Below are 18,761 nucleotides of genomic sequence, written 5' to 3'. Positions count from 1 at the left end.
TCACGATGCTCTCCTCAGAACGCCAGCGAGCGGTCGACGGCGTCGAGCACGCGGTCCAGACCGGGCAGGTACTCCTCCTCCAGGCGCGCCGGCGGATACGGCGCGTGGTAGCCGCCGACCCGCAGGACGGGGGCCTCCAGGTGGTAGAAGCAGCGCTCGGTGATCCGGGCGGCGATCTCCGCGCCGGAGCCGAAGAAGACCGGGGCCTCGTGGACCACGACCAGGCGGCGGGTCTTCTCCACCGAGGCCTGGACCGTGTCGAAGTCGAGCGGGGAGATCGAGCGCAGGTCCACGACCTCGATCGACTTGCCCTCCTCGGCGGCGACCGCGGCCGCCTCCAGGCAGGTCTTCACCATCGGGCCGTACGCGAGGAGCGTCAGGTCCGTGCCCTCGCGGGCGACCCGGGCCTTGTGCAGCTCGCCGGGGATCGCCTCGGTGTCGAGGTCGCCCTTGTCCCAGTAGCGGCGCTTGGGCTCGAAGAAGATGACGGGGTCGTCGCTCTGGATCGCCTGCTGGAGCATCCAGTAGGCGTCCGAGGAGTTCGCCGGGGTGACCACCTTGAGGCCGGCGACGTGCGCGAAGAGCGACTCGGGGGACTCGGAGTGGTGCTCGACGGCGCCGATGCCGCCGCCGTACGGGATGCGGATGACGATCGGCATCTTCACCGTGCCGAGCGAACGGGCCCGCATCTTCGCCAGCTGGGAGACGATCTGGTCGTACGCCGGGAAGACGAAGCCGTCGAACTGGATCTCCACGACCGGCCGGTAGCCGCGCAGCGCGAGACCGATCGCCGTGCCGACGATGCCGGACTCGGCGAGCGGGGTGTCGATGACCCGGTCCTCGCCGAAGTCCTTCTGCAGACCGTCGGTGATCCGGAAGACACCGCCGAGCTTGCCGACGTCCAGGCCCATGACGAGGACCTTGGGGTCGGTCTCCAGGGCCTTGCGCAGCGACTCGTTGAGCGCCTTCGCCAGGGGAAGCTTCTGAACAGCCATGATTACTCGGCCTCTCCGCCCTCGAAGGACGCCTGGTACGCGGCGAACTGAGCGCGCTCCTCGTCGACGAGCGCGTGCCCGTCCGCGTACACGTTGTCGAAGATCGCCATGTGCTCCGGGACGGGCATGGCGCGGACGACCTCGCGGACGTGCTTGCCCAGCGCCTCGCTCTCCGTCTCCAGCTCCTCGAAGAAGGCGGCGTCGGCGTGGCCCTCGCGCTCCATGTACGCCTTGAGGCGCGCGATCGGGTCCTTGGCCTCCCACTCCTCGCGCTCCGCGTCGCGGCGGTAGCGGGTCGGGTCGTCGGAGGTGGTGTGGGCGGCCATGCGGTAGGTGTAGGCCTCGATGAGCGTCGGGCCCTCGCCGCGGCGGGCGCGCTCGAGCGCCGACCGGGTCACGGCCAGGCAGGCGAGGACGTCGTTGCCGTCGACGCGGACGCCGGGGAAGCCGAAGCCGGCGGCGCGCTGGTAGAGCGGGACGCGGGTCTGCTTCTCGATGGGCTCGGAGATGGCCCACTGGTTGTTCTGGCAGAAGAACACGACCGGGGCGTTGTAGACCGCGGAGAAGACGAAGGACTCGTTGACGTCGCCCTGGCTGGAGGCGCCGTCGCCGAAGTAGGCGATCACGGCGGAGTCCGCGCCGTCCTTGGTGATGCCCATGGCGTAGCCGGTGGCGTGCAGGGTCTGCGAGCCGAGGACGATCGTGTACAGGTGGAAGTTGTTGGTGTTGGGGTCCCAACCACCGTTGTTCACACCGCGGAACATGCCGAGCAGGTTGGTGGGGTCGACCCCGCGGCACCAGGCGACGGCGTGCTCGCGGTAGGTGGGGAAGACGTAGTCGTCGTCGCGGAGGGCGCGGCCGGAGCCGATCTGGGCGGCCTCCTGGCCGAGCAGGGAGGCCCACAGGCCCAGCTCGCCCTGGCGCTGCAGGGCGGTGGCCTCGGCGTCGAAGCGGCGGCTGAGGACCATGTCGCGGTAGAGGCCGCGCAGCTCCTCGGAGCTGAGGTCGATGTCGTACTCGGGGTGCTGGACGCGCTCCCCCTCGGGCGTCAGCAGCTGAACGAGCTCGGGCTCGGCGCTCTGCGCGGCCGTCGCCTTCTTCGTGCTCGCGCTGGCGCTTGCGGTGCGCTTGGTGCCGCTGCTGCGTCGCGTCGTCTTGCGCGCGGCAGTGCTCTCCACGGTCACGTGCGTGCTCCTCCGTCGGTCCGGCCCCCGGGTTCGCCGGTGAGGCCAGTGCGGCTCCGCCTTCACCGTGCCCTTCGCACGGGGTGGGTGCGACGCGGCCGGGGTCGGGCGTGACAGGTGCCCCGGCGAGCGCCCTGTCATAGGCACGTTACCCACAGCGCCGCATTCCTGCGAAACCCCATTTGACCTGCGATTTTGCTTGGATTTCCAAGTAAATCGAGAAAAGGGGGACTCGCCGCTGGTCAGCGGGCGTTGGGGCAGCCCGAAGGGGCCGCCGGAACACCCGGCACGTTATCCCGGCCACCCCGGGCACGGGAAGACCGAATATGTGAGACTGGCTGCGTGCGCGAAGAAGGAAAAATCCGGGTATTTCTGCTGGACGACCACGAGGTCGTGCGGCGCGGCGTCCACGAGCTGCTCTCCGTGGAGGACGACATCGAGGTGGTCGGCGAAGCCGGTACCGCCGCGGACGCCCTGGTCAGGATCCCTGCGACCCGGCCCGACGTGGCCGTGCTGGACGTCCGGCTCCCGGACGGCAGCGGCGTCGAGGTGTGCCGCGAGGTCCGTTCCCAGGACGATTCGATCAAGTGCCTGATGCTCACCTCGTACGCGGACGACGAAGCGCTCTTCGACGCGATCATGGCCGGGGCCTCGGGGTACGTCCTGAAGGCCATCCGCGGCAACGAGCTCCTCAACGCGGTCCGCGACGTCGCGGCCGGGAAGTCGCTGCTCGACCCGGTGGCGACCGCCCGGGTCCTGGAGCGGCTGCGGGACGGCAACAACCCCAAGGGTGACGACCGGCTCGCCAATCTCACCGAGCAGGAGAAGAAGATCCTGGACCTGATCGGCGAGGGCCTGACCAACCGGGCCATCGGCGAGCGGCTCCACCTGGCGGAGAAGACCATCAAGAACTACGTCTCCAGCCTGCTGTCGAAGCTGGGCATGGAGCGGCGTTCCCAGGCCGCCGCGTACGTGGCGAGGATGCAGGCCGAGCGCCACTGAGGCCGGCGGGCTCCCCGGCCCCCGGCCGCTTCACCCGAACGGGTGCGGTCCGGCCGGGAGGCCCGCATTCGGGACCTACGTCCCCGGAGAACGGGGGCAGGGGCCCCTTTCGCGACACGGTGCCGGTGGCGGAGAGTGGAAGCCATGTCCACCGAGGAGATCCGCGCCATCGAGCTGCTGAGCCGTGTGTCGTACGGCCGGGTGGCGACGAGCATGCGGGCGATGCCGTTCGTCGCGCCCGCCCGCCACATCGTGTTCGACGGCGACGTCCTGATCCGGCTCCACCGCGGCCTGGGCTACCACCGGGCCTGCAACGGCAGCGTCGTGGCCTACGGGGCGGACAACTTCGGTTCGTCCGACGACACCGTGTGGTCCGTGCAGTTCACCGGCACCGCCGAGATCATCGAACTCACCGAGGCCCAGCTTGCCGCCTTCGGCCCGGAGCCCCACACCGTGGACGGCGCCCCCTTCGACCCGGTCTTCATGCGCATCGAGCCCCAGTTCGTCACCGTCCACACCCTCGACTACACGTCCGAGCAGCCGGCCCCGGCCCCCGCCGTTCCCTCCATCGAGCGACACCTCCACCACGTAGCGTGATCTAACATCTGCGGAGTGCCGCGCTCATCTGCACCCCTGACCTCCCCCCGGACGTCCTTATCGTCCCCCTCCCCCGCCCCGCCCCTCGGCGCCCTGCTGCGCCGCTACGGGGACGCGGGCGAGCCGCTGTCCTGTGAGCCCGTCGCCCAGGGCCTGCTCAACCGCGGCTACCGGCTCTCCACCACGCGGGGCCGCTACTTCCTCAAACAGCACCTGGACGCTCGTACCGCCGACCGGGACACCATCACCCGCCAGCACCGGGCCACCCTGCGGCTGCACGCCCTCGGGCTGCCCGTCGCCCCGCCGCTGCACGACGCGCGGGGGCGCACCGTCGCCGTCATCGGCGGCCGCTGCTACGCCCTGCACCCCTGGGTCGAGGGCCGGCACCGGGAGGGCGCCGAGCTGTCCACCGCGGGCTCCCACCGGCTCGGCACCCTGCTCGGGCACGTCCACACCAGCCTGGAGCGGGTCATGGACTCCCCGCCGCCGGACGCCGGCCACGAGAGCGCCTGCCCCGAGGAGACGCTCCGGCTGATCGAGGAGCTGTTACGCCTGGTGCGGACCCGCCGGCGGCGCGACGGCTTCGACGAGCTGGCCGAGCACCGGCTCCGCGAGCGCCGGGTGCTGCTCGACCGGCACGCCCACCGCCGCCCGCCGGACGCCACCGCGGGCGGCTGGGTGCACGGCGACTTCCACCCGTTCAACCTGCTCTACCGCGGCGCCCAGCCCGTCGCGATCATCGACTGGGACCGGCTCGGGGTCCGCCCGCGCGCCGAGGAGGCGGTCCGGGCCGCCGCGATCTTCTTCGTCCGGCCGGCCGGCGAGCTCGCCCTGGACAAGGTGCGGGCCTACGCGCGCGCCTACCGGCGGGCGGCCGGCGCGGACCGGGCCGAGCTGGCCGCCGCGGTCGACCGCGTGTGGTGGGAGCGGCTCAACGACTTCTGGACCCTGCGCTGGCGCTACCAGCACCACGACCGCAGGGCCGACCCGCTGTTCCCCGCGCTGTCGGCCCTGGCCGTGTGGTGGACCCGCGAGTACGAGGCGGTACGCGACGCCTTCGCGGGGTGAGACGGGGCGGTGCCGGTCAGCCCGTGCCGGCGGCGGTGCCCGTCGTCGTGCCCGTACCGGTCGAGGTGCCGGTGGAGGTGCCCGTCGAGGTGCCCGTCCCCGTGGACGTCCCGGTCGAGGTGCCCGTGGACGTCCCCGTCGAGGTGCCCGTGGACGTCCCCGTCGAGGTGCCGGTCGAGGAGCCCTCGGTGGTGCCCTCGGTCGTGCCCTCGGTGGTGCCCTCGCTCGTGCCCGTGCCGCCGTCGGCCGTGCCGGTCGGGTCCGTCGACGGCGTGTCCGTCGGCGTCGGGTTCTTCGTCGGTTCGTACGTCGGCTTGTACGTGGGCCGGTAGGTGTGCTGGTTGCCGCCCGAGGACGAGTCCGGCGGCGGGGTCTCCTCCGACGGCTCGTCCGAGGGCTCCGGCGACTGCGACTTGGTGGACGGCGAATCGCTGACCGCCGGCGGCTTCGTGGTGCCGCCGGTGCCCTTGTCGCCCGCCTTGTCGATCGCGTACGCGACGCCCGCGACGATCGCGACCAGCGCGAGCGCCACGAAGAGCAGCAGCTTCGCGCGGCCGCCCCTGCCGCCGCCCTGGTTCCCGTAGCCACCGTCCGGGCCGTAGCCCCCGTGGCCGCCGTGCCCGCCGTCGTAGCCCCCGTCGTCCGGGTTCATCGGGGGCAGGATCGGGCCCTGCGCGGTCTCGTGGTGCATCGGGTGGCCGAGGACGGCCGTCGCGCCGACGCCGCCCATCCCGCCGCCCGGGGTGTGCATCGGGTCGTGCATCCCGTGCATGTCCCGCATGTCGACGGGACCGGTGTTCCACACACCGGTGTGGCCGCCCTGCTCCTGGAGCATCTGCAGCGCGTACTGGATCAGGCCGCGCATCTCCTCGGCGCTCTGGAACCGGTCGTCCGGGTCCTTCGCGAGCGAGCGCATCGCCAGGCCGTCGAGCTCCGGCGGCGCCGCCGGAGCCACCTCGGACGGCGGGATCGGCATGTCCTGGACGTGCTGGTAGACCACCGACAGCGGCGTCTCACCCGTGAACGGGGGCCGCAGCGCGAGCAGTTCGTAGAGCAGGCAGCCCGTCGCGTACAGGTCGGAGCGGTGGTCGACGGCCTTGCCGAGCGCCTGCTCGGGGGAGAGGTACTGCGGGGTGCCCATGACCATGCCGGTCTGGGTCATCGTCGACTGCGCGCCGTGCAGGGCGCGGGCGATGCCGAAGTCCATGACCTTGACCGCGCCGCCGTGCGTGATGATCACGTTCGCCGGCTTGATGTCACGGTGCACGATGCCGTGCTGGTGGGAGTAGGCCAGCGCCTCCAGGACGCCCGAGACGATGATGAGGGCCTGCTCGGGCCCCGGCGCCTCGGCGCTGATCAGCAGGTCGCGGATGGTGCGGCCCTCGACCAGCTCCATCACGATGTACGGCACGGGGCGGCCGTTGACCAGGTCCTCGCCCGAGTCGTAGACCGCCACGATCGCGTGGTGGTTGAGGCCCGCGACGGACTGCGCCTCACGCGTGAAGCGGGCCTTGGAGACCGGGTCCTCGGCGAGGTCGGAACGCAGCAGCTTCACCGCCACGGTGCGCCCCAGGCGCACGTCCTCCGCCGCGAACACCTCGGCCATGCCGCCGCGTCCGAGGCGGTGGGTCAGTCGGTAGCGTCCGTCACCGACCACTCCGCCGACGCCCCAGGACTCGGCAGAAGCGTCCGGCAGACCGCCGCCTGCTCCGGATTCGGGTGCCATCAGTCCTCGCCGTCGTCTCTGGTGCCGTGTCCAGTCGTCACGCTACAGGCTCCGTACGACATCACGGTCCGCGATGGACGGGCCATCCAACTCCCCACGCATACACCTGTGCAAATTCCGTGGCGTTCCTGTCACACCCTCGTCACGCTCCCGGGTCCGGGCAGTGCGGAGGGTCACGGAACGGGTACCGAACGGACACCTGGCTTGACGTGTCACTGCCCTCGGGCAGACTTGGCCGGGAAATTCCGGGATCAGCGCCGCCACGCGCGCGTAGGGGGAAGCACGAGATGAGCCAGGACGGCGCACAGGGCCGCTATGCGGGCGGTTCGGTCGCGGGCGGCCGGTACCAGCTTCGCGACCTGCTCGGCGAGGGCGGCATGGCGTCGGTGTACCTGGCGTACGACAGCGCCCTCGACCGCCAGGTCGCCATCAAGACGCTGCACACCGAGCTCGGCCGCGAACAGTCCTTCCGCGAACGCTTCCGGCGCGAGGCGCAGGCGGTCGCGAAGCTGTCGCACACCAACATCGTGTCGGTCTTCGACACCGGCGAGGACACCCTCGACGGCGCCGTCATGCCGTACATCGTCATGGAGTACGTGGAGGGCCAGCCGCTCGGCTCGGTGCTCGCCTCCGACGTGCACCAGTACGGCGCGATGCCGGCCGACAAGGCGCTCAAGGTCACCGCCGACGTGCTCGCCGCGCTGGAGACCAGCCACGAAATGGGCCTGGTCCACCGGGACATCAAGCCGGGCAACGTGATGATGACCAAGCGCGGCGTGGTCAAGGTCATGGACTTCGGCATCGCCCGCGCCATGCAGTCCGGGGTCACCTCGATGACCCAGACCGGCATGGTCGTCGGCACCCCGCAGTACCTCTCCCCCGAGCAGGCCCTGGGCCGCGGCGTCGACGCCCGCTCCGACCTGTACTCGGTCGGCATCATGCTCTTCCAGCTGCTGACGGGCCGTCTGCCCTTCGACGCGGACTCGCCGCTCGCCATCGCCTACGCCCACGTCCAGGAGGAGCCGGTCGCGCCGTCCTCCGTGAACCGCTCGGTGACCCCGGCGATGGACGCGCTGGTGGCCCGCGCCCTCAAGAAGAACCCGAACGAGCGCTTCCCCAGCGCGGCCGCGATGCGCGACGAGTGCCTGCGGGTGCTGTCGGCCGGCCAGACCGGGGCGCCGATGATCGTCGCGGGCGGCCCGGTGCAGAGCGGCTCGGGCGTCGGCTCCGCCGTCTTCCCGCCGGTCGGCCAGACCCCGCCGCCGTCCGCGCACGGCGTGCAGACCCCGTACCAGCCGACGCCGCAGCCCGGGCCGTACGGGGCGCCGACGCCGGCCCCGTCGTACGGGTACCCGCAGCAGGTCCCGACCCCGCCGCCCGCCTACCAGACGCCGCCGCCGGCGTCCGCCTACCAGGCACCGGCGCCCGTTCCGGGTCCGTACACCGTGCCGCAGCAGCAGGCGGCCGCCCACGTCGTCGGCGGCGGCTCCTCGGCCAACCGGTCGAAGATCGCCCTGGGTGCCATGGCGCTGCTCCTGGTCGCCGGCGTGGTCACCGGCATCGCGCTCTACAACCGCGACCCCGGCGACGAGCCCACCGCGAACGGCCCGAGCCAGAGCAGCAGCGCGGCCCCCGGCCACAAGGGCCCGGACCTCACCAAGACCATCGCCACCAAGAAGTGCACCGAGCCGCGCGAGTCGAGCAGCGACCCGGACAAGTTCGAGGTGCCGGACTTCACGTACAAGAACATCCAGTCGGTGAAGGACTGCCTCCAGGCCGCGGGCTGGAAGGTCAAGTCCGAGTCCTCGGTCGACGAGGCGACCTACGGCCAGGGCACGGTCATCACCCAGTACCCGCGCCAGGGCACGGACATCGCGAAGGACGACGCCGAGTTCGACTTCCAGGTTTCCACGGGCAACCCGCCGCAGTAGTCCCGGCCCGGACCCCCCGGCGGTCCTCGCGACCCGTCGCCCATCCGTCGCCGATCCGTCTCCGATCCGTTGCCGATCCGTCCACGATCCGGACGGATCGGCGACGCCGTTCCCGGCGCGACCCCGTCCGGATGCTCCGGGATGCCGGGGATGTCCCGTCATGTGACGCTGAGTCGAAGAACTCGGCGGCTCGGCACGGGAGGGGGTCACCCGGTGACTCCAGGACTCCGCAGGGCGAGGTCACGGGCGCTCGGACCCGTCCTCGCCTGCTGTCTCACGGCGTACGCGGTGCCGGTCGCCGTGGCCCCGGCCGCGTACGCGTACGGGGCCGAGGCCACGCCCGCCACCAGCGGCGCCCCGGGCGGCGGCACCGGCCGCGGCCCGGCGCCGGCGAACACCCCGCCCGGGAGCACCCGCCCCGCGCACACCCCGCCGCCTGGCGCGACCGGTACGCCCCCGCCGTCCGCCACCACCGCCCTCCCGCGCCCGTCCGCGACCGGCCCCGGTTCCGGCCCCGGCCCCGGTTCCGGTTCCGGGGCGGGGACGGGGGCGCCGTCCGCGACGACCTCCCCCGCGCCCGCGCCGAGCGGTTCCGCCGCCGCGCCGCACGGGCGGCCCGCCCCGAGCGGCTCCGCCTCCCTCGCGGGGCGCCCCGCGGGCGAGGGCCGGGAGCGGCCCGGGCGGCCCCAGGAGCCGAGCTCCCCGGCCGTCACGACGTCGCCGGACGCCTCGGCCGGCCCCTCCCGTACCAAAACCGCAACAGAGGACGGGCCCGCCGTGGAGGCGGACGAGGCGGTCGGAGCGGTACCTGAGACGGAGGTCCCGCCCGCGTCCTCCTCGGCGACGGCGCTGCCGGCCGCGGCGCCGCGGATCGGCGCGGAGGCCGTCTCCACCCTGTCCGACCGGCGGATTCCGGTGCTGACGCTGGGTGTGGGGCTCGCCCTGATGGGGCTCGGGATCGGCTTCCTCGGGGTCCGGATGCGGCGCCGCTGAGCCCGGCCGCCCCCTCCGGGGAGCCCCGGGTCCCCCTTGAGTCGGACCTCAGGGGTCCGCCTCAGGACGCTTGTCGGCTCCGGCATACCCGGTATACATACTGAGTATGTCAATCCGCCACGGGCTTCTCGCCCTCCTCGAACGCGGCCCTCGTTACGGCTCGCAGCTCCGCACGGAGTTCGAGTCCCGCACCGGCTCCACGTGGCCGCTCAACGTCGGACAGGTCTACACGACCCTGGCCCGGCTGGAGCGGGACGGGATGGTCGGCCAGGACGGCGAGGACGAGGCCGGTCACGCGCTCTACGCGATCACCGACAAGGGTCGCGGGGAGCTGCGCGCCTGGTTCGAGAACCCCGTCGACCGCACCAGTCCCGCCCGGGACGAGCTCGCCATCAAGCTGGCGATGGCGGTCGGGGCACCCGGGGTCGACATCCGCGACGTCATCCAGTCCCAGCGCCGGCACACCGTGAAGGCGATGCAGGACTACACCCGGCTCAAGGCGCAGGCCATCACCGCCGTCGAGAGCGGGGGCGCCCGCGAGCGCGACGACGTCGCCTGGCTGCTCGTCCTGGAGCAGCTGATCTTCCAGACCGAGGCGGAGGCGCGCTGGCTGGACCACTGCGAGTCCCGGCTGATCCGGCTCTCGGCGGTCTCGGCGGTCTCGGCCGGCTCGGCCGCCCCGCCCGGGGCCCCGCCGCGCACCGCACCCACCGCCTCACCCCTGCCGGGGGCCACGGGGGTTTCGTAAACCGGCAGGCACCGCTTCCGACCGCTCCGCAAGCAAACCGACCAGACCCAGACCGTACGCAGGGCACGAGCCCCGGCGCCGCACACCGGCACCGGGAGCCGGGCACCGGCACCGGGCACCGCCGAAAGCACCGCCGGCACCACGAAGCACCGCCGGCACCGCCGAAGAACACCGTCGGCACCGACAGCACCGAAGGGGCGCACCGACCGCCGCGCCGGCAGCCGCACAGCTGCCGGGGCGGTCCGGGGCCCGCCAGGCCTGTCCGCGCCGGTTCCGCACGCCACGCCCGCGTACGCCCGAGGGGGATCCCGTCATGTCCATACAGCAGCAGCCCGTGCTGCGTCTGCAGCAGCTGACCCGCGTCCACGGCGCGGGCGCCACCGAGGTCCACGCCCTGCGCGGCATCGATCTCGACGTCTATCCCGGCGAACTCGTCGCCGTGATGGGCCCGTCCGGCTCCGGCAAGTCGACCCTGCTCACCATCGCCGGCGGGCTCGACACCCCCACCTCGGGCCGGGTGATCGTCGAGGACACCGACATCACCTCCGCGAGCGTGAAGCAGCTCGCCGCCCTGCGCCGCCGCAGCATCGGCTACGTCTTCCAGGACTACAACCTCATCCCGGCCCTCACCGCCGCCGAGAACGTGTCCCTCCCCCGCGAGCTGGACGGCGTCTCCGCCCGCAAGGCCCGCACCGAGGCCCTCGCCGCGCTCGCCGAGATGGAGCTCGGCCACCTCGCCGACCGCTTCCCCGACGAGATGTCCGGCGGCCAGCAGCAGCGCGTGGCCATCGCCCGCGCCCTCGTCGGCGACCGCCGGCTCGTCCTCGCCGACGAGCCGACCGGCGCCCTCGACTCCGAGACCGGCGAGTCCGTCCTCGCCCTGCTGCGCACCCGCTGCGACGCCGGTGCCGCGGGCGTCCTGGTCACCCACGAGCCGCGGTTCGCCGCCTGGGCCGACCGGGTCGTGTTCCTGCGGGACGGCGCCGTCGTCGACCAGACCGTGCGCAGCGAGGCCGACTCGCTCCTGACCGGCCGGGCGGCGCAGCAGTGAACCAGTGGCTCCACTCCTGGCGGGCCGCGATCCGCATCGCCCGACGTGACGCCTGGCGCTCCAAGGGCCGCAGCTTCCTCGTCCTCGCGATGATCGCGCTGCCCATCCTCGGCGTGAGCGCCTTCGACCTCACCCTGCGCAGCTCCGAGCTGTCCGCCGAGCAGCGGACGGAACGCGCCATCGGCGCCGCCGACGCCCGCTTCAGAGACGCCCACGTCAGCGGGGTGCCGGTCTACCAGGACCCCGCGGGCGAGCAGACCACCCCGGTCAAGGACTACGACAACGAGCCCTGGCCCGACGGCCCGACCGACGTCCGCAAGAGCATCCCGGCCGGTTCCACCGTCCTCACCGACAGCTCCGGCAACGCCAAGCTGACCACCGCCCACGGTCTGCTCCTGACCGAGGTGCGTGAGCTCAAAGCCGCCGACCCGGTCGCCCGGGGCATCATGCGGATCCAGGAGGGCAGGTTCCCGGAGAAGAGCGACGAGATCGCCGCGACCACGCACTTCCTGGAGTCGAGCGGCCTGCGCGTCGGCTCCGCCGTCACCGCGCGCGGCTTCGACCGCCCGTACCTGATCACCGGCTCCTACGAGCTCCCCAACGAGCTCAAGATGGACCAGGTCAACGCGCTGCCCGGGGCCTTCCTCGCGCCGTACGGCAAGGCCGTCGAGAAGGCCGGCATCCAGGCGCCGGGAGTCTCCACCTCGTACCTGGTGCAGAAGCCGGGTGGTTTCACGTGGAACGCCGTCCAGGAGATCAACGCCAAGGGCGTCGTGGTCGTCTCGCGCGCCGTGGCCCTCGACCCGCCCGCCGACGCCGAGGTGCCGCTCTTCCAGAAGGACGGCTGGGGCAACTACGACACCAGCATGGCCGCGAACGCCGCAGCGCTCGCCGCCGTCGGCACCGTGGTCGGTCTCGCGATGCTGGAGATCTGCCTGCTCGCCGGTCCCGCCTTCGCGGTCGGCGCCCGCCGCTCGCGCCGCCAGCTCGGGCTCGTCGGCGCCAACGGCGGTGCCCGCAGCCACATCCGGGCCATCGTGCTCAGCGGCGGTCTCGTCATCGGCGTCGCCGCGGCCGTCGTCGGCACGGTCCTCGCCCTCATCCTGACCTTCGCGCTCCGCCCGGTCCTGGAGGACGCGATGGGCCAGCGGTTCGGCGGCTTCACCATCCGGCCGCTGGAACTGCTCGGCATCGCCGGGCTCGCCGTCCTCACCGGACTGCTCGCCGCGATCGTCCCGGCCGTCACCGCCTCCCGGCAGACCGTCCTCGCCTCGCTGACGGGCCGTCGCGGCGTGCGCCGCGGCAGCCGGGTGCTGCCCCTGGTCGGCCTCGGCGCCGTCCTGCTCGGCGCGGCGATCGCCCTGTACGGCTCGGTCGTCAGCGACCAGTTCGTCATCGTCGCCGGCGGCTCGGCCATCGCCGAGCTGGGCGTGGTCGCCATGACCCCGGCCCTGGTCGGCCTGTTCGGCCGCACCGGCCGCTGGCTGCCGCTCTCGCCGCGCCTCGCGCTGCGGGACGCCGTGCGCAACCGGGGCCGTACGGCACCCGCCGTCGCCGCCGTCCTCGCCGCCGTCGCGGGCACCGTCGCCGTCGCCACCTACACCGCCAGCAAGGACGCCCAGGGCAGGGCCGAGTACGAGGCGCGCCTGCCGTACGGGGTCGTCGCCGCCCTGGTCACCGAGGAGGGCGGCCGGGACGCGGCCGCGGTCCGCGAGGCCGTCGAGCGCACCTTCCCGGTCGACGTCCGCGCCGACGTCTCCCGGATCGCGGTCGGCAAGCCGGGCTGCGAGCCCTGGGGCGGCGGCAAGGGCTGCGGCCGCTTCGAGGTGATCGTCCCGCGGGCCAACGAGTGCCCCCTGTGGGCCTCCTCGCCCGACGGCTCCGACCCCTCGGAGAAGTTCACCAAGGAGCAGCGCCGCGAGCTCAGCACCAAGGACTGGCGCTGCACGGCGAGCACCGGCAACGGCGTCTACGTCGAGGGCGGTCTGCTCATCGCCGACGCCCCGGTCCTCAAGATCCTCGGCATCGACGACCCCGGCGCCGCCAAGGCCCTCGCCGAGGGCAAGATCGTCAACTTCCTGAAGACGCAGGTCGACCGGAAGACCGGCACCGTCGGCATCAAGCTGATCACCGACACCGAGGCCGCCGACGCCGCCGCCCAGAAGAACCAGCCGGTCCCGGGCGAGGTCAAGACCTTCCCCGCCTACCAGGTGCCGGGTTCCCCGCTCTCGTACGGCGTGCAGAGCGTGCTCAGCCCGGCCGCCGCCAAGGCCGCCGGACTGACCACGGTCCCCATGGGCGCGTACTTCAGCACCGACCGGCTGCCCGACGGCGAGCAGCGGCAGAAGCTGGACGGCGAGATCGCCAAGCTGGGCAGCAACGTCGAGCTCACCCTGGAGGAGGGCTACGTCAGCAAGACCAGCCTCGTGCTCCTCGCGCTGACCGTCTTCGCCGGCCTGGTCACCATCGGCGCGGCCGGCATCGCCACCGGTCTCGCCCAGGCCGACGCGGAGGCCGACCTCAAGACGCTCGCCGCGGTCGGCGCCCCGCCCCGGGTCCGCCGTACGCTCAGCGGCTTCCAGTGCGGAGTCGTCGCCGCGATGGGCGTGGTCCTCGGCTCCGCCGCGGGCGTCCTGCCCGCGATCGGACTGCGGCTCACCGAGGAGCGCGAGCAGCTCCGCTTCTACCAGGAGAACCTGGACAACGGCTGGGCGAGCTCGGACACCCCGCCGTACGTGCCGATCGTCGTCCCCTGGGAGACGCTCGCCGCGCTCCTGGTGGCCGTGCCGCTCGGCGCCGCCCTGCTGGCCGCGGTGGTGACCCGCTCCCGCGGAGCCCTGGCCCGCCGCGCCGCGCACTAGGGCGCCGCCCGGTCGCCCGCACGCGCGTTCGTTGCCATGCCGTGCCCCTGTACGAGGGTGGATCACCCTCGTACAGGGGCACACCGTGTGGTGAGGCATGTGTGCGAGAGAATGGCGGCATGGAGATGCCGAGGAATGACAGGTCGCAGGAGCACCCCCAGGTCCTCATCGTGGGCCAGGACGGGACGGCGCTCGGCGGCACTCAGGGTGACGACGAATCCCGCGAGGTCCCGGTGACGGAAATGGTCGAACAGCCGGCGAAGGTCATGCGGATCGGCAGCATGATCAAGCAGCTTCTGGAGGAAGTCAGGGCGGCGCCTCTCGACGAGGCCAGCCGCGTCCGCCTCAAGGAGATCCACGCCAGCTCGGTGAAGGAGCTGGAGGACGGTCTCGCACCGGAACTGGTGGAGGAACTGGAGCGGCTCTCCCTGCCGTTCACCGACGAGGCGATCCCCTCCGACTCGGAGCTGCGGATCGCGCAGGCCCAGCTGGTGGGCTGGCTCGAAGGCCTCTTCCACGGCATCCAGACGGCGCTGTTCGCCCAGCAGATGGCGGCCCGCGCCCAGTTGGAGCAGATGCGCCGGGCGCTGCCGCCGGGCGCTTCCCACGACGATGACGACGACCACGGCCCCGGCCACGGCCGGGCGGTCGGCTCGGGCCCGTACCTGTAGGCCCGTCGACCGGGCGGTTTCGCTCCGACGGGAGGCCCGGCGCCGGGAACGGCGCCGGGCCTCCGTCATGTGCGGGGCGGGGGTCCGCGTCACGTGCGGGGCGCCGGGCCTCCCGTCACGCGCGGGCCGCCGGGCCTCCCGTCACGTTGGGGGCGGAGTCCCCTCGTGCGGGTGGCGCCGGGCCTTCCGTCGCGTGCGGGGCGGAGTCCCCTCATGCGGGTGGCGCCGGGCCTTCCGTCGCGTGCGGGGCGGGGCGGTTCGCGGGGAAGGCCTCCGTCCCGACGGCTCACTTCCCCGGCGCGACCAGCAGGACCTTGCCGACGTGGGCGCCCGACTCGATCGCCCGGTGGGCGTCGGAGGCGTCCGGCAGCGCCACCGTGCGGTCGACGACCGGCGTGACCGTACCCGCGCCGATCAGCGGCCAGACGTGCTCGCGGACCGCCGCCACGACGGCCGCCTTCTCGCTCAGCGGGCGGGACCGCAGCGTCGTCGCCAGGACCGCCCCGCGCTTGGCCATGAGCGCGCCGAGGTTCAACTCGCCCTTGACGCCGCCCTGGAGACCGATGACGACCAGCCGCCCGTTCACGGCGAGCGCCTTGACGTTCCGCTCCAGGTACTTCGCGCCGACGATGTCCAGGATGACGTCCGCGCCGGTCCCGTCGGTCGCCTTGTGCAGCTCCTCGACGAAGTCCTGCTCGCGGTAGTCGATGAGGATGTCGGCACCCAGTTCGGCGCAGCGCGCCAGCTTCCCGGGACCGCCGGCCGTGACCGCGACCCGGGCGCCGACCGCCTTGGCCAGCTGGATCGCCATCGTGCCGATGCCGCTCGCCCCGCCGTGCACCAGCAGGGTCTCGCCGGGGCGCAGATGGGCCAGCATGAAGACGTTCGACCAGACCGTGCAGGCCACTTCGGGCAGCGCGGCGGCCGTCACCAGGTCCACGCCCTCCGGCTTCGGGAGCAACTGCCCCGCCGGGACGGCGACCTTCTCCGCGTACCCGCCGCCGACGAGCAGCGCGCACACCTGGTCGCCGACCGACCAGCCGGAGACCCCGGGGCCGAGCGCGACGATCCGGCCGGAGCACTCCAGGCCGGGGTACGGGGAGCTGCCCGGCGGCGGGTCGTAGTACCCCTGGCGCTGGAGCAGATCGGCACGGTTGACGGCGCTCGCCACCACCTCGACGAGGACCTCGCCCTCGGCGGGGACGGGGTCGGGCACCTCGGCCCAGACCAGCGCCTCGGGACCGCCGGGTTCCGGAATCGTGATCGCATGCATGGCCGCGAGGCTACTCCGGAGGACGGGGCCAGGGCCGGATCAGGAGCGGATCGGGCCGAGCCTGATCGGGCCGGGACGGGACGGGACGGGCCGAGCCGAGCCGAGCCGGGCCGAGCCGAGCCGGGCCGAGCCGGGCCGAGCCGGGCCGAGCCGGGCCGAGCCGGGCCGAGCCGGGCCGAGCCGGGCCGGGCCGGGCCGAGCCAGCGCCGGACCGGGGCCGGACCGGGGCCGGACCGGGACCCGGCCGTCCCTAGTCGTCGCTCGGGGTGGTGAGCGGGGTGACCGGCGCGGCCCGCACGATGGTGATCACACGGTCCGTCAGCTGGAGCGGACTGGCGGCGGGATCGTCGTACCCGAGCAGCCGGTGGCCGCGCAGCACGCTCACCACCAGGTCGTCGGTCTCCCGGACGCTCCGGCCCGCCTCGGCCTTGGTGACCGGCCGTTCCACGAGGTCGAGCCCGGAGCCCTGCTGGATGAGGTCCTCCATCACGGTGCCCGCGCTCGGGCTGAGCACCGACAGACCGAGCAGCCGGCCGGCGGCGCTGGCGCTGGTGATCACCGCGTCGGCGCCGGACTGGCGCAGCAACGGGGCGTTCTCCTCCTCGCGGACCGCGGCGACGATCTTCGCCCCGCGGTTGAGCTGGCGGGCCGTCAGGGTGACCAGGACGGCCGTGTCGTCGCGCTGGGTGGCGATGACGATCTGACGGGCCCTCTGCACCTCGGCGCGGAGGAGCACGTCGCTGCGGGTGGCGTCGCCGATGACGCCGACGAAGCCGTCGGCGTTGGCCGCCTCGATCACCTTGGTGGAGGGATCGACGATGACGATCTGCTCCTTGCGCAGTCCGGTCGCGCAGAGCGTCTGGATCGCGGAACGCCCCTTGGTGCCGAAGCCGACGATGACGGTGTGATCGCGCAAGGCGGACCTCCAGCGGTTCAGCCGGAACTCCTCGCGGGTCCGCTCCGTGAGGACCTCGAGGGTGGTACCGACCAGGATGATCAGGAACAGCACGCGCAGCGGCGTGACCAGCAGGATGTTCGCCAGCCGCGCCGAGTCGCTGTACGGGACGATGTCGCCGTAACCCGTGGTGGAGAGGGTCACCGTCGCGTAGTAGACGGCGTCGAGGAAGTCGACCGTCTCGTTGGCGTTGTCGTGGTAGCCGGCCCGGTCGACATAGACGATGAAGACGGTCACGATCAGCACGCCCAGCGCCATGAGCAGGCGCTTCCCGACCTGCCGCAGCGGCTTCTCCACCACGCGGCGAGGCAGTTTGATCTTGGAACCCGAGACCTTCTCACCGGCCTCGCGGGCCATCACGTCCCGGCTGGGCAGTTTCACGTGAAACACACTCCTTGGGCTCCGCCGCCCGGACCTTCGGCCGACATGACCTGCCAGGGCAGGTCCAGGATCTCCAGCGGCTGCCCGGGGCGGGCACCCCCCGGCGGGATCACGGCCATGCCGTGGGCTGCGGCGATGCCGCGGAGCATCGCGGGGCCGTTGTAGTGCAGTACTTCGACCCCGTCGCCGCGGTGGACCGCGGGGACGAGCCGGGTGTCGTACGGATGGCCGGGAACCTCCGCGCCCACGGGCAGCCGGTACGGCCCGGGGGCGGGTGAACCGGCCAGGGCGCGCAGCAGCGGCTCGGCGAGCGTGAGGAGCCCGGAGACGGCGGCTAGCGGGTTGCCGGGCAGGCCGACGAGGTGCCGGGCGCCCTCCAGCCGGGCCAGCAGCATGGGATGGCCGGGGCGCACCTTCACCCCGTCGACGAGCAGCGTGGCGCCGGCCTTGTCGAGCACGCTGTGGACGTGGTCGACCGGCCCGGCCGCCGTGCCACCGGTGGTGATCACCACGTCGGCGGCGGAACCGGTGACCGCCGCGAACAGCGCCTCGGCGTCGTCGCCGATCCGGCGGGTGCCCAGCACCTCCGCGCCGAGCGCCGCCAGCCAGGGGCCGAGCATCGGGCCGAGGGCGTCGCGGATCAGGCCCTCGTGGGGGAGGCCCTCGGTGAGCAGCTCGTCGCCGAGGACCAGCACCTCCACGCGGGGGCGCGGGCGCACGGTCAGCTCGTCGTAGCCGGCCGCCGCGGCGAGGCCGAGGACGGCGGGGGTCACCGCGTTCCCGGCGGTCAGCAGCCGGTCGCCGGTGCGGCACTCCTGGCCCCGGGGCCGGATGTCCTGGCCGTGGACGACCGCGCGCAGGGCGTGCAGATGCCCGGCGGCATCGGTGCGGGAGTGCTCGCTGCGGACGACGGCGGTCGCCCCGGACGGCACCCGGGCGCCCGTCGCGATCCGCACGGCGTCCCCGTCGGCGAGCTCGCCGGCGGAACCGTGCCCGGCGAGGACGGCGCCCTCGGGGTCGATCCGCCAGGGCCCGGGGCCGGCGACCGCCCAGCCGTCCATGGCGGAGGTGTCGAAGGAGGGCAGGTCGGTGAGCGCGCGCAGCGGCTCGGCCAGCACCTGCCCGAGTCCCTGGCCGAGCGGCACCCGGACCGGCTCCCGCGCCTCCGCCGCGTCCTTCCCGGCCCGGGCCGCGACGGCGCGGGCCTCGGGCCAGGGGGTGGCGCGGTGGGCCTCCGGCACGGCGGACCCTGCCCGACCGGCGTCGGCACGGGGGGGCGCCCGAGTCCGTACGGGCCCGGCCGAGGAGGGCGAGGGCGTCGTCCA

The 18,761-nt window shown here is 73.3% G+C and carries 14 protein-coding genes and 1 pseudogene; 9 read left to right on the top strand and 6 right to left on the bottom strand.

Annotated features, from left to right (window positions below; all coding sequences use genetic code 11):
* Positions 1-14 precede the first annotated feature (14 nt).
* Entirely contained in the window at positions 15-995 is a 981-nt protein-coding gene (locus tag ABD981_RS20915; RefSeq protein WP_046909352.1) for an alpha-ketoacid dehydrogenase subunit beta, read from the bottom strand.
* A 2-nt stretch (positions 996-997) separates the two neighbouring features.
* Positions 998-2,179: a pyruvate dehydrogenase (acetyl-transferring) E1 component subunit alpha gene (gene pdhA / locus ABD981_RS20910; RefSeq protein WP_046909351.1), complete on the bottom strand. Its 1,182-nt coding sequence runs from the start codon at positions 2,177-2,179 to the stop codon at positions 998-1,000.
* 342 nt (positions 2,180-2,521) lie between these two features.
* Between pdhA and ABD981_RS20905 the strand changes: the two genes are divergently transcribed.
* The 3 genes from ABD981_RS20905 to ABD981_RS20895 all read left to right on the top strand — a co-directional run bounded on the left by ABD981_RS20905 (position 2,522) and on the right by ABD981_RS20895 (position 4,846).
* A complete protein-coding gene (locus ABD981_RS20905; protein ID WP_046909350.1) occupies positions 2,522-3,181 on the top strand; it encodes a response regulator in 660 nt (219 codons plus the stop codon).
* A gap of 144 nt (positions 3,182-3,325) precedes the next feature.
* Positions 3,326-3,778, top strand: a complete 453-nt coding sequence (locus ABD981_RS20900) for a pyridoxamine 5'-phosphate oxidase family protein (RefSeq protein WP_046909349.1) — start codon at positions 3,326-3,328, stop codon at positions 3,776-3,778.
* Between the two features lie 15 nt (positions 3,779-3,793).
* Complete coding sequence (locus tag ABD981_RS20895) at positions 3,794-4,846, top strand: phosphotransferase (protein WP_046909348.1); 1,053 nt, start codon at positions 3,794-3,796, stop codon at positions 4,844-4,846.
* A 16-nt stretch (positions 4,847-4,862) separates the two neighbouring features.
* On the opposite strand, the gene ABD981_RS20890 is transcribed toward ABD981_RS20895, so the two are convergent.
* Positions 4,863-6,572: a protein kinase domain-containing protein gene (locus ABD981_RS20890; protein WP_046909347.1), complete on the bottom strand. Its 1,710-nt coding sequence runs from the start codon at positions 6,570-6,572 to the stop codon at positions 4,863-4,865.
* Positions 6,573-6,859: 287 nt separating this feature from the next.
* Between ABD981_RS20890 and ABD981_RS20885 the strand changes: the two genes are divergently transcribed.
* The 6 genes from ABD981_RS20885 to ABD981_RS20860 all read left to right on the top strand — a co-directional run bounded on the left by ABD981_RS20885 (position 6,860) and on the right by ABD981_RS20860 (position 14,827).
* A complete protein-coding gene (locus tag ABD981_RS20885) occupies positions 6,860-8,503 on the top strand; it encodes a protein kinase domain-containing protein (RefSeq protein WP_046909346.1) in 1,644 nt (547 codons plus the stop codon).
* 213 nt (positions 8,504-8,716) lie between these two features.
* Positions 8,717-9,496, top strand: coding sequence for a hypothetical protein (locus ABD981_RS20880; protein ID WP_240495313.1), 780 nt, complete (start codon positions 8,717-8,719; stop codon positions 9,494-9,496).
* 106 nt (positions 9,497-9,602) lie between these two features.
* A complete protein-coding gene (locus ABD981_RS20875) occupies positions 9,603-10,244 on the top strand; it encodes a PadR family transcriptional regulator (protein WP_046909345.1) in 642 nt (213 codons plus the stop codon).
* Positions 10,245-10,557: 313 nt separating this feature from the next.
* Positions 10,558-11,295 (top strand): ABC transporter ATP-binding protein, encoded by a 738-nt coding sequence (locus ABD981_RS20870; protein ID WP_046909344.1) that lies wholly within the window; start codon positions 10,558-10,560, stop codon positions 11,293-11,295.
* Positions 11,292-14,156, top strand: coding sequence for an ABC transporter permease (locus tag ABD981_RS20865; RefSeq protein WP_046909343.1), 2,865 nt, complete (start codon positions 11,292-11,294; stop codon positions 14,154-14,156). Before ABD981_RS20870 ends, ABD981_RS20865 begins: the two co-directional genes overlap by 4 nt.
* Positions 14,157-14,275: 119 nt before the next feature.
* Positions 14,276-14,827 carry a bacterial proteasome activator family protein gene (locus ABD981_RS20860; protein WP_046909342.1) on the top strand — a complete coding sequence of 184 codons (552 nt, stop codon included), beginning with the start codon at positions 14,276-14,278 and terminating at the stop codon, positions 14,825-14,827.
* Between the two features lie 286 nt (positions 14,828-15,113).
* On the opposite strand, the gene ABD981_RS20855 is transcribed toward ABD981_RS20860, so the two are convergent.
* From ABD981_RS20855 to ABD981_RS20845, 3 genes and pseudogenes are all read right to left on the bottom strand, one after another.
* Positions 15,114-16,100, bottom strand: a complete 987-nt coding sequence (locus ABD981_RS20855; protein WP_046909341.1) for an NAD(P)H-quinone oxidoreductase — start codon at positions 16,098-16,100, stop codon at positions 15,114-15,116.
* A gap of 250 nt (positions 16,101-16,350) precedes the next feature.
* The gene (locus ABD981_RS20850) at positions 16,351-17,436 is read right to left on the bottom strand and encodes a potassium channel family protein (RefSeq protein WP_046909340.1); all 1,086 of its coding nucleotides are present in this window, start codon (positions 17,434-17,436) and stop codon (positions 16,351-16,353) included.
* Positions 17,433-18,749 (bottom strand): annotated as a pseudogene (locus ABD981_RS20845) (molybdopterin molybdotransferase MoeA); the annotation flags it as partial. The gene ABD981_RS20850 and the pseudogene ABD981_RS20845, both read right to left, overlap by 4 nt.
* Positions 18,750-18,761: the final 12 nt, after the last annotated feature.

The organism is Streptomyces showdoensis (assembly GCF_039535475.1).
GTDB lineage: Bacteria > Actinomycetota > Actinomycetes > Streptomycetales > Streptomycetaceae > Streptomyces > Streptomyces showdoensis.
The sequence above is the reverse complement of the archived record's forward strand: the minus strand, read 5'-3'. Positions and strand labels throughout refer to the sequence as shown.

Bases quoted from the DNA above. Each gene is read 5' to 3' on its own strand.
- ABD981_RS20860 (WP_046909342.1), top strand. From the start codon at position 14,276: ATGGAGATGCCGAGGAATGACAGGTCGCAGGAGCACCCCCAGGTCCTC.
- ABD981_RS20875 (WP_046909345.1), top strand. From the start codon at position 9,603: ATGTCAATCCGCCACGGGCTTCTCGCCCTCCTCGAACGCGGCCCTCGT.
- ABD981_RS20855 (WP_046909341.1), bottom strand. From the start codon at position 16,100: ATGCATGCGATCACGATTCCGGAACCCGGCGGTCCCGAGGCGCTGGTC.
- ABD981_RS20885 (WP_046909346.1), top strand. From the start codon at position 6,860: ATGAGCCAGGACGGCGCACAGGGCCGCTATGCGGGCGGTTCGGTCGCG.
- ABD981_RS20915 (WP_046909352.1), bottom strand. From the start codon at position 995: ATGGCTGTTCAGAAGCTTCCCCTGGCGAAGGCGCTCAACGAGTCGCTG.
- ABD981_RS20890 (WP_046909347.1), bottom strand. From the start codon at position 6,572: ATGGCACCCGAATCCGGAGCAGGCGGCGGTCTGCCGGACGCTTCTGCC.
- ABD981_RS20870 (WP_046909344.1), top strand. From the start codon at position 10,558: ATGTCCATACAGCAGCAGCCCGTGCTGCGTCTGCAGCAGCTGACCCGC.
- ABD981_RS20900 (WP_046909349.1), top strand. From the start codon at position 3,326: ATGTCCACCGAGGAGATCCGCGCCATCGAGCTGCTGAGCCGTGTGTCG.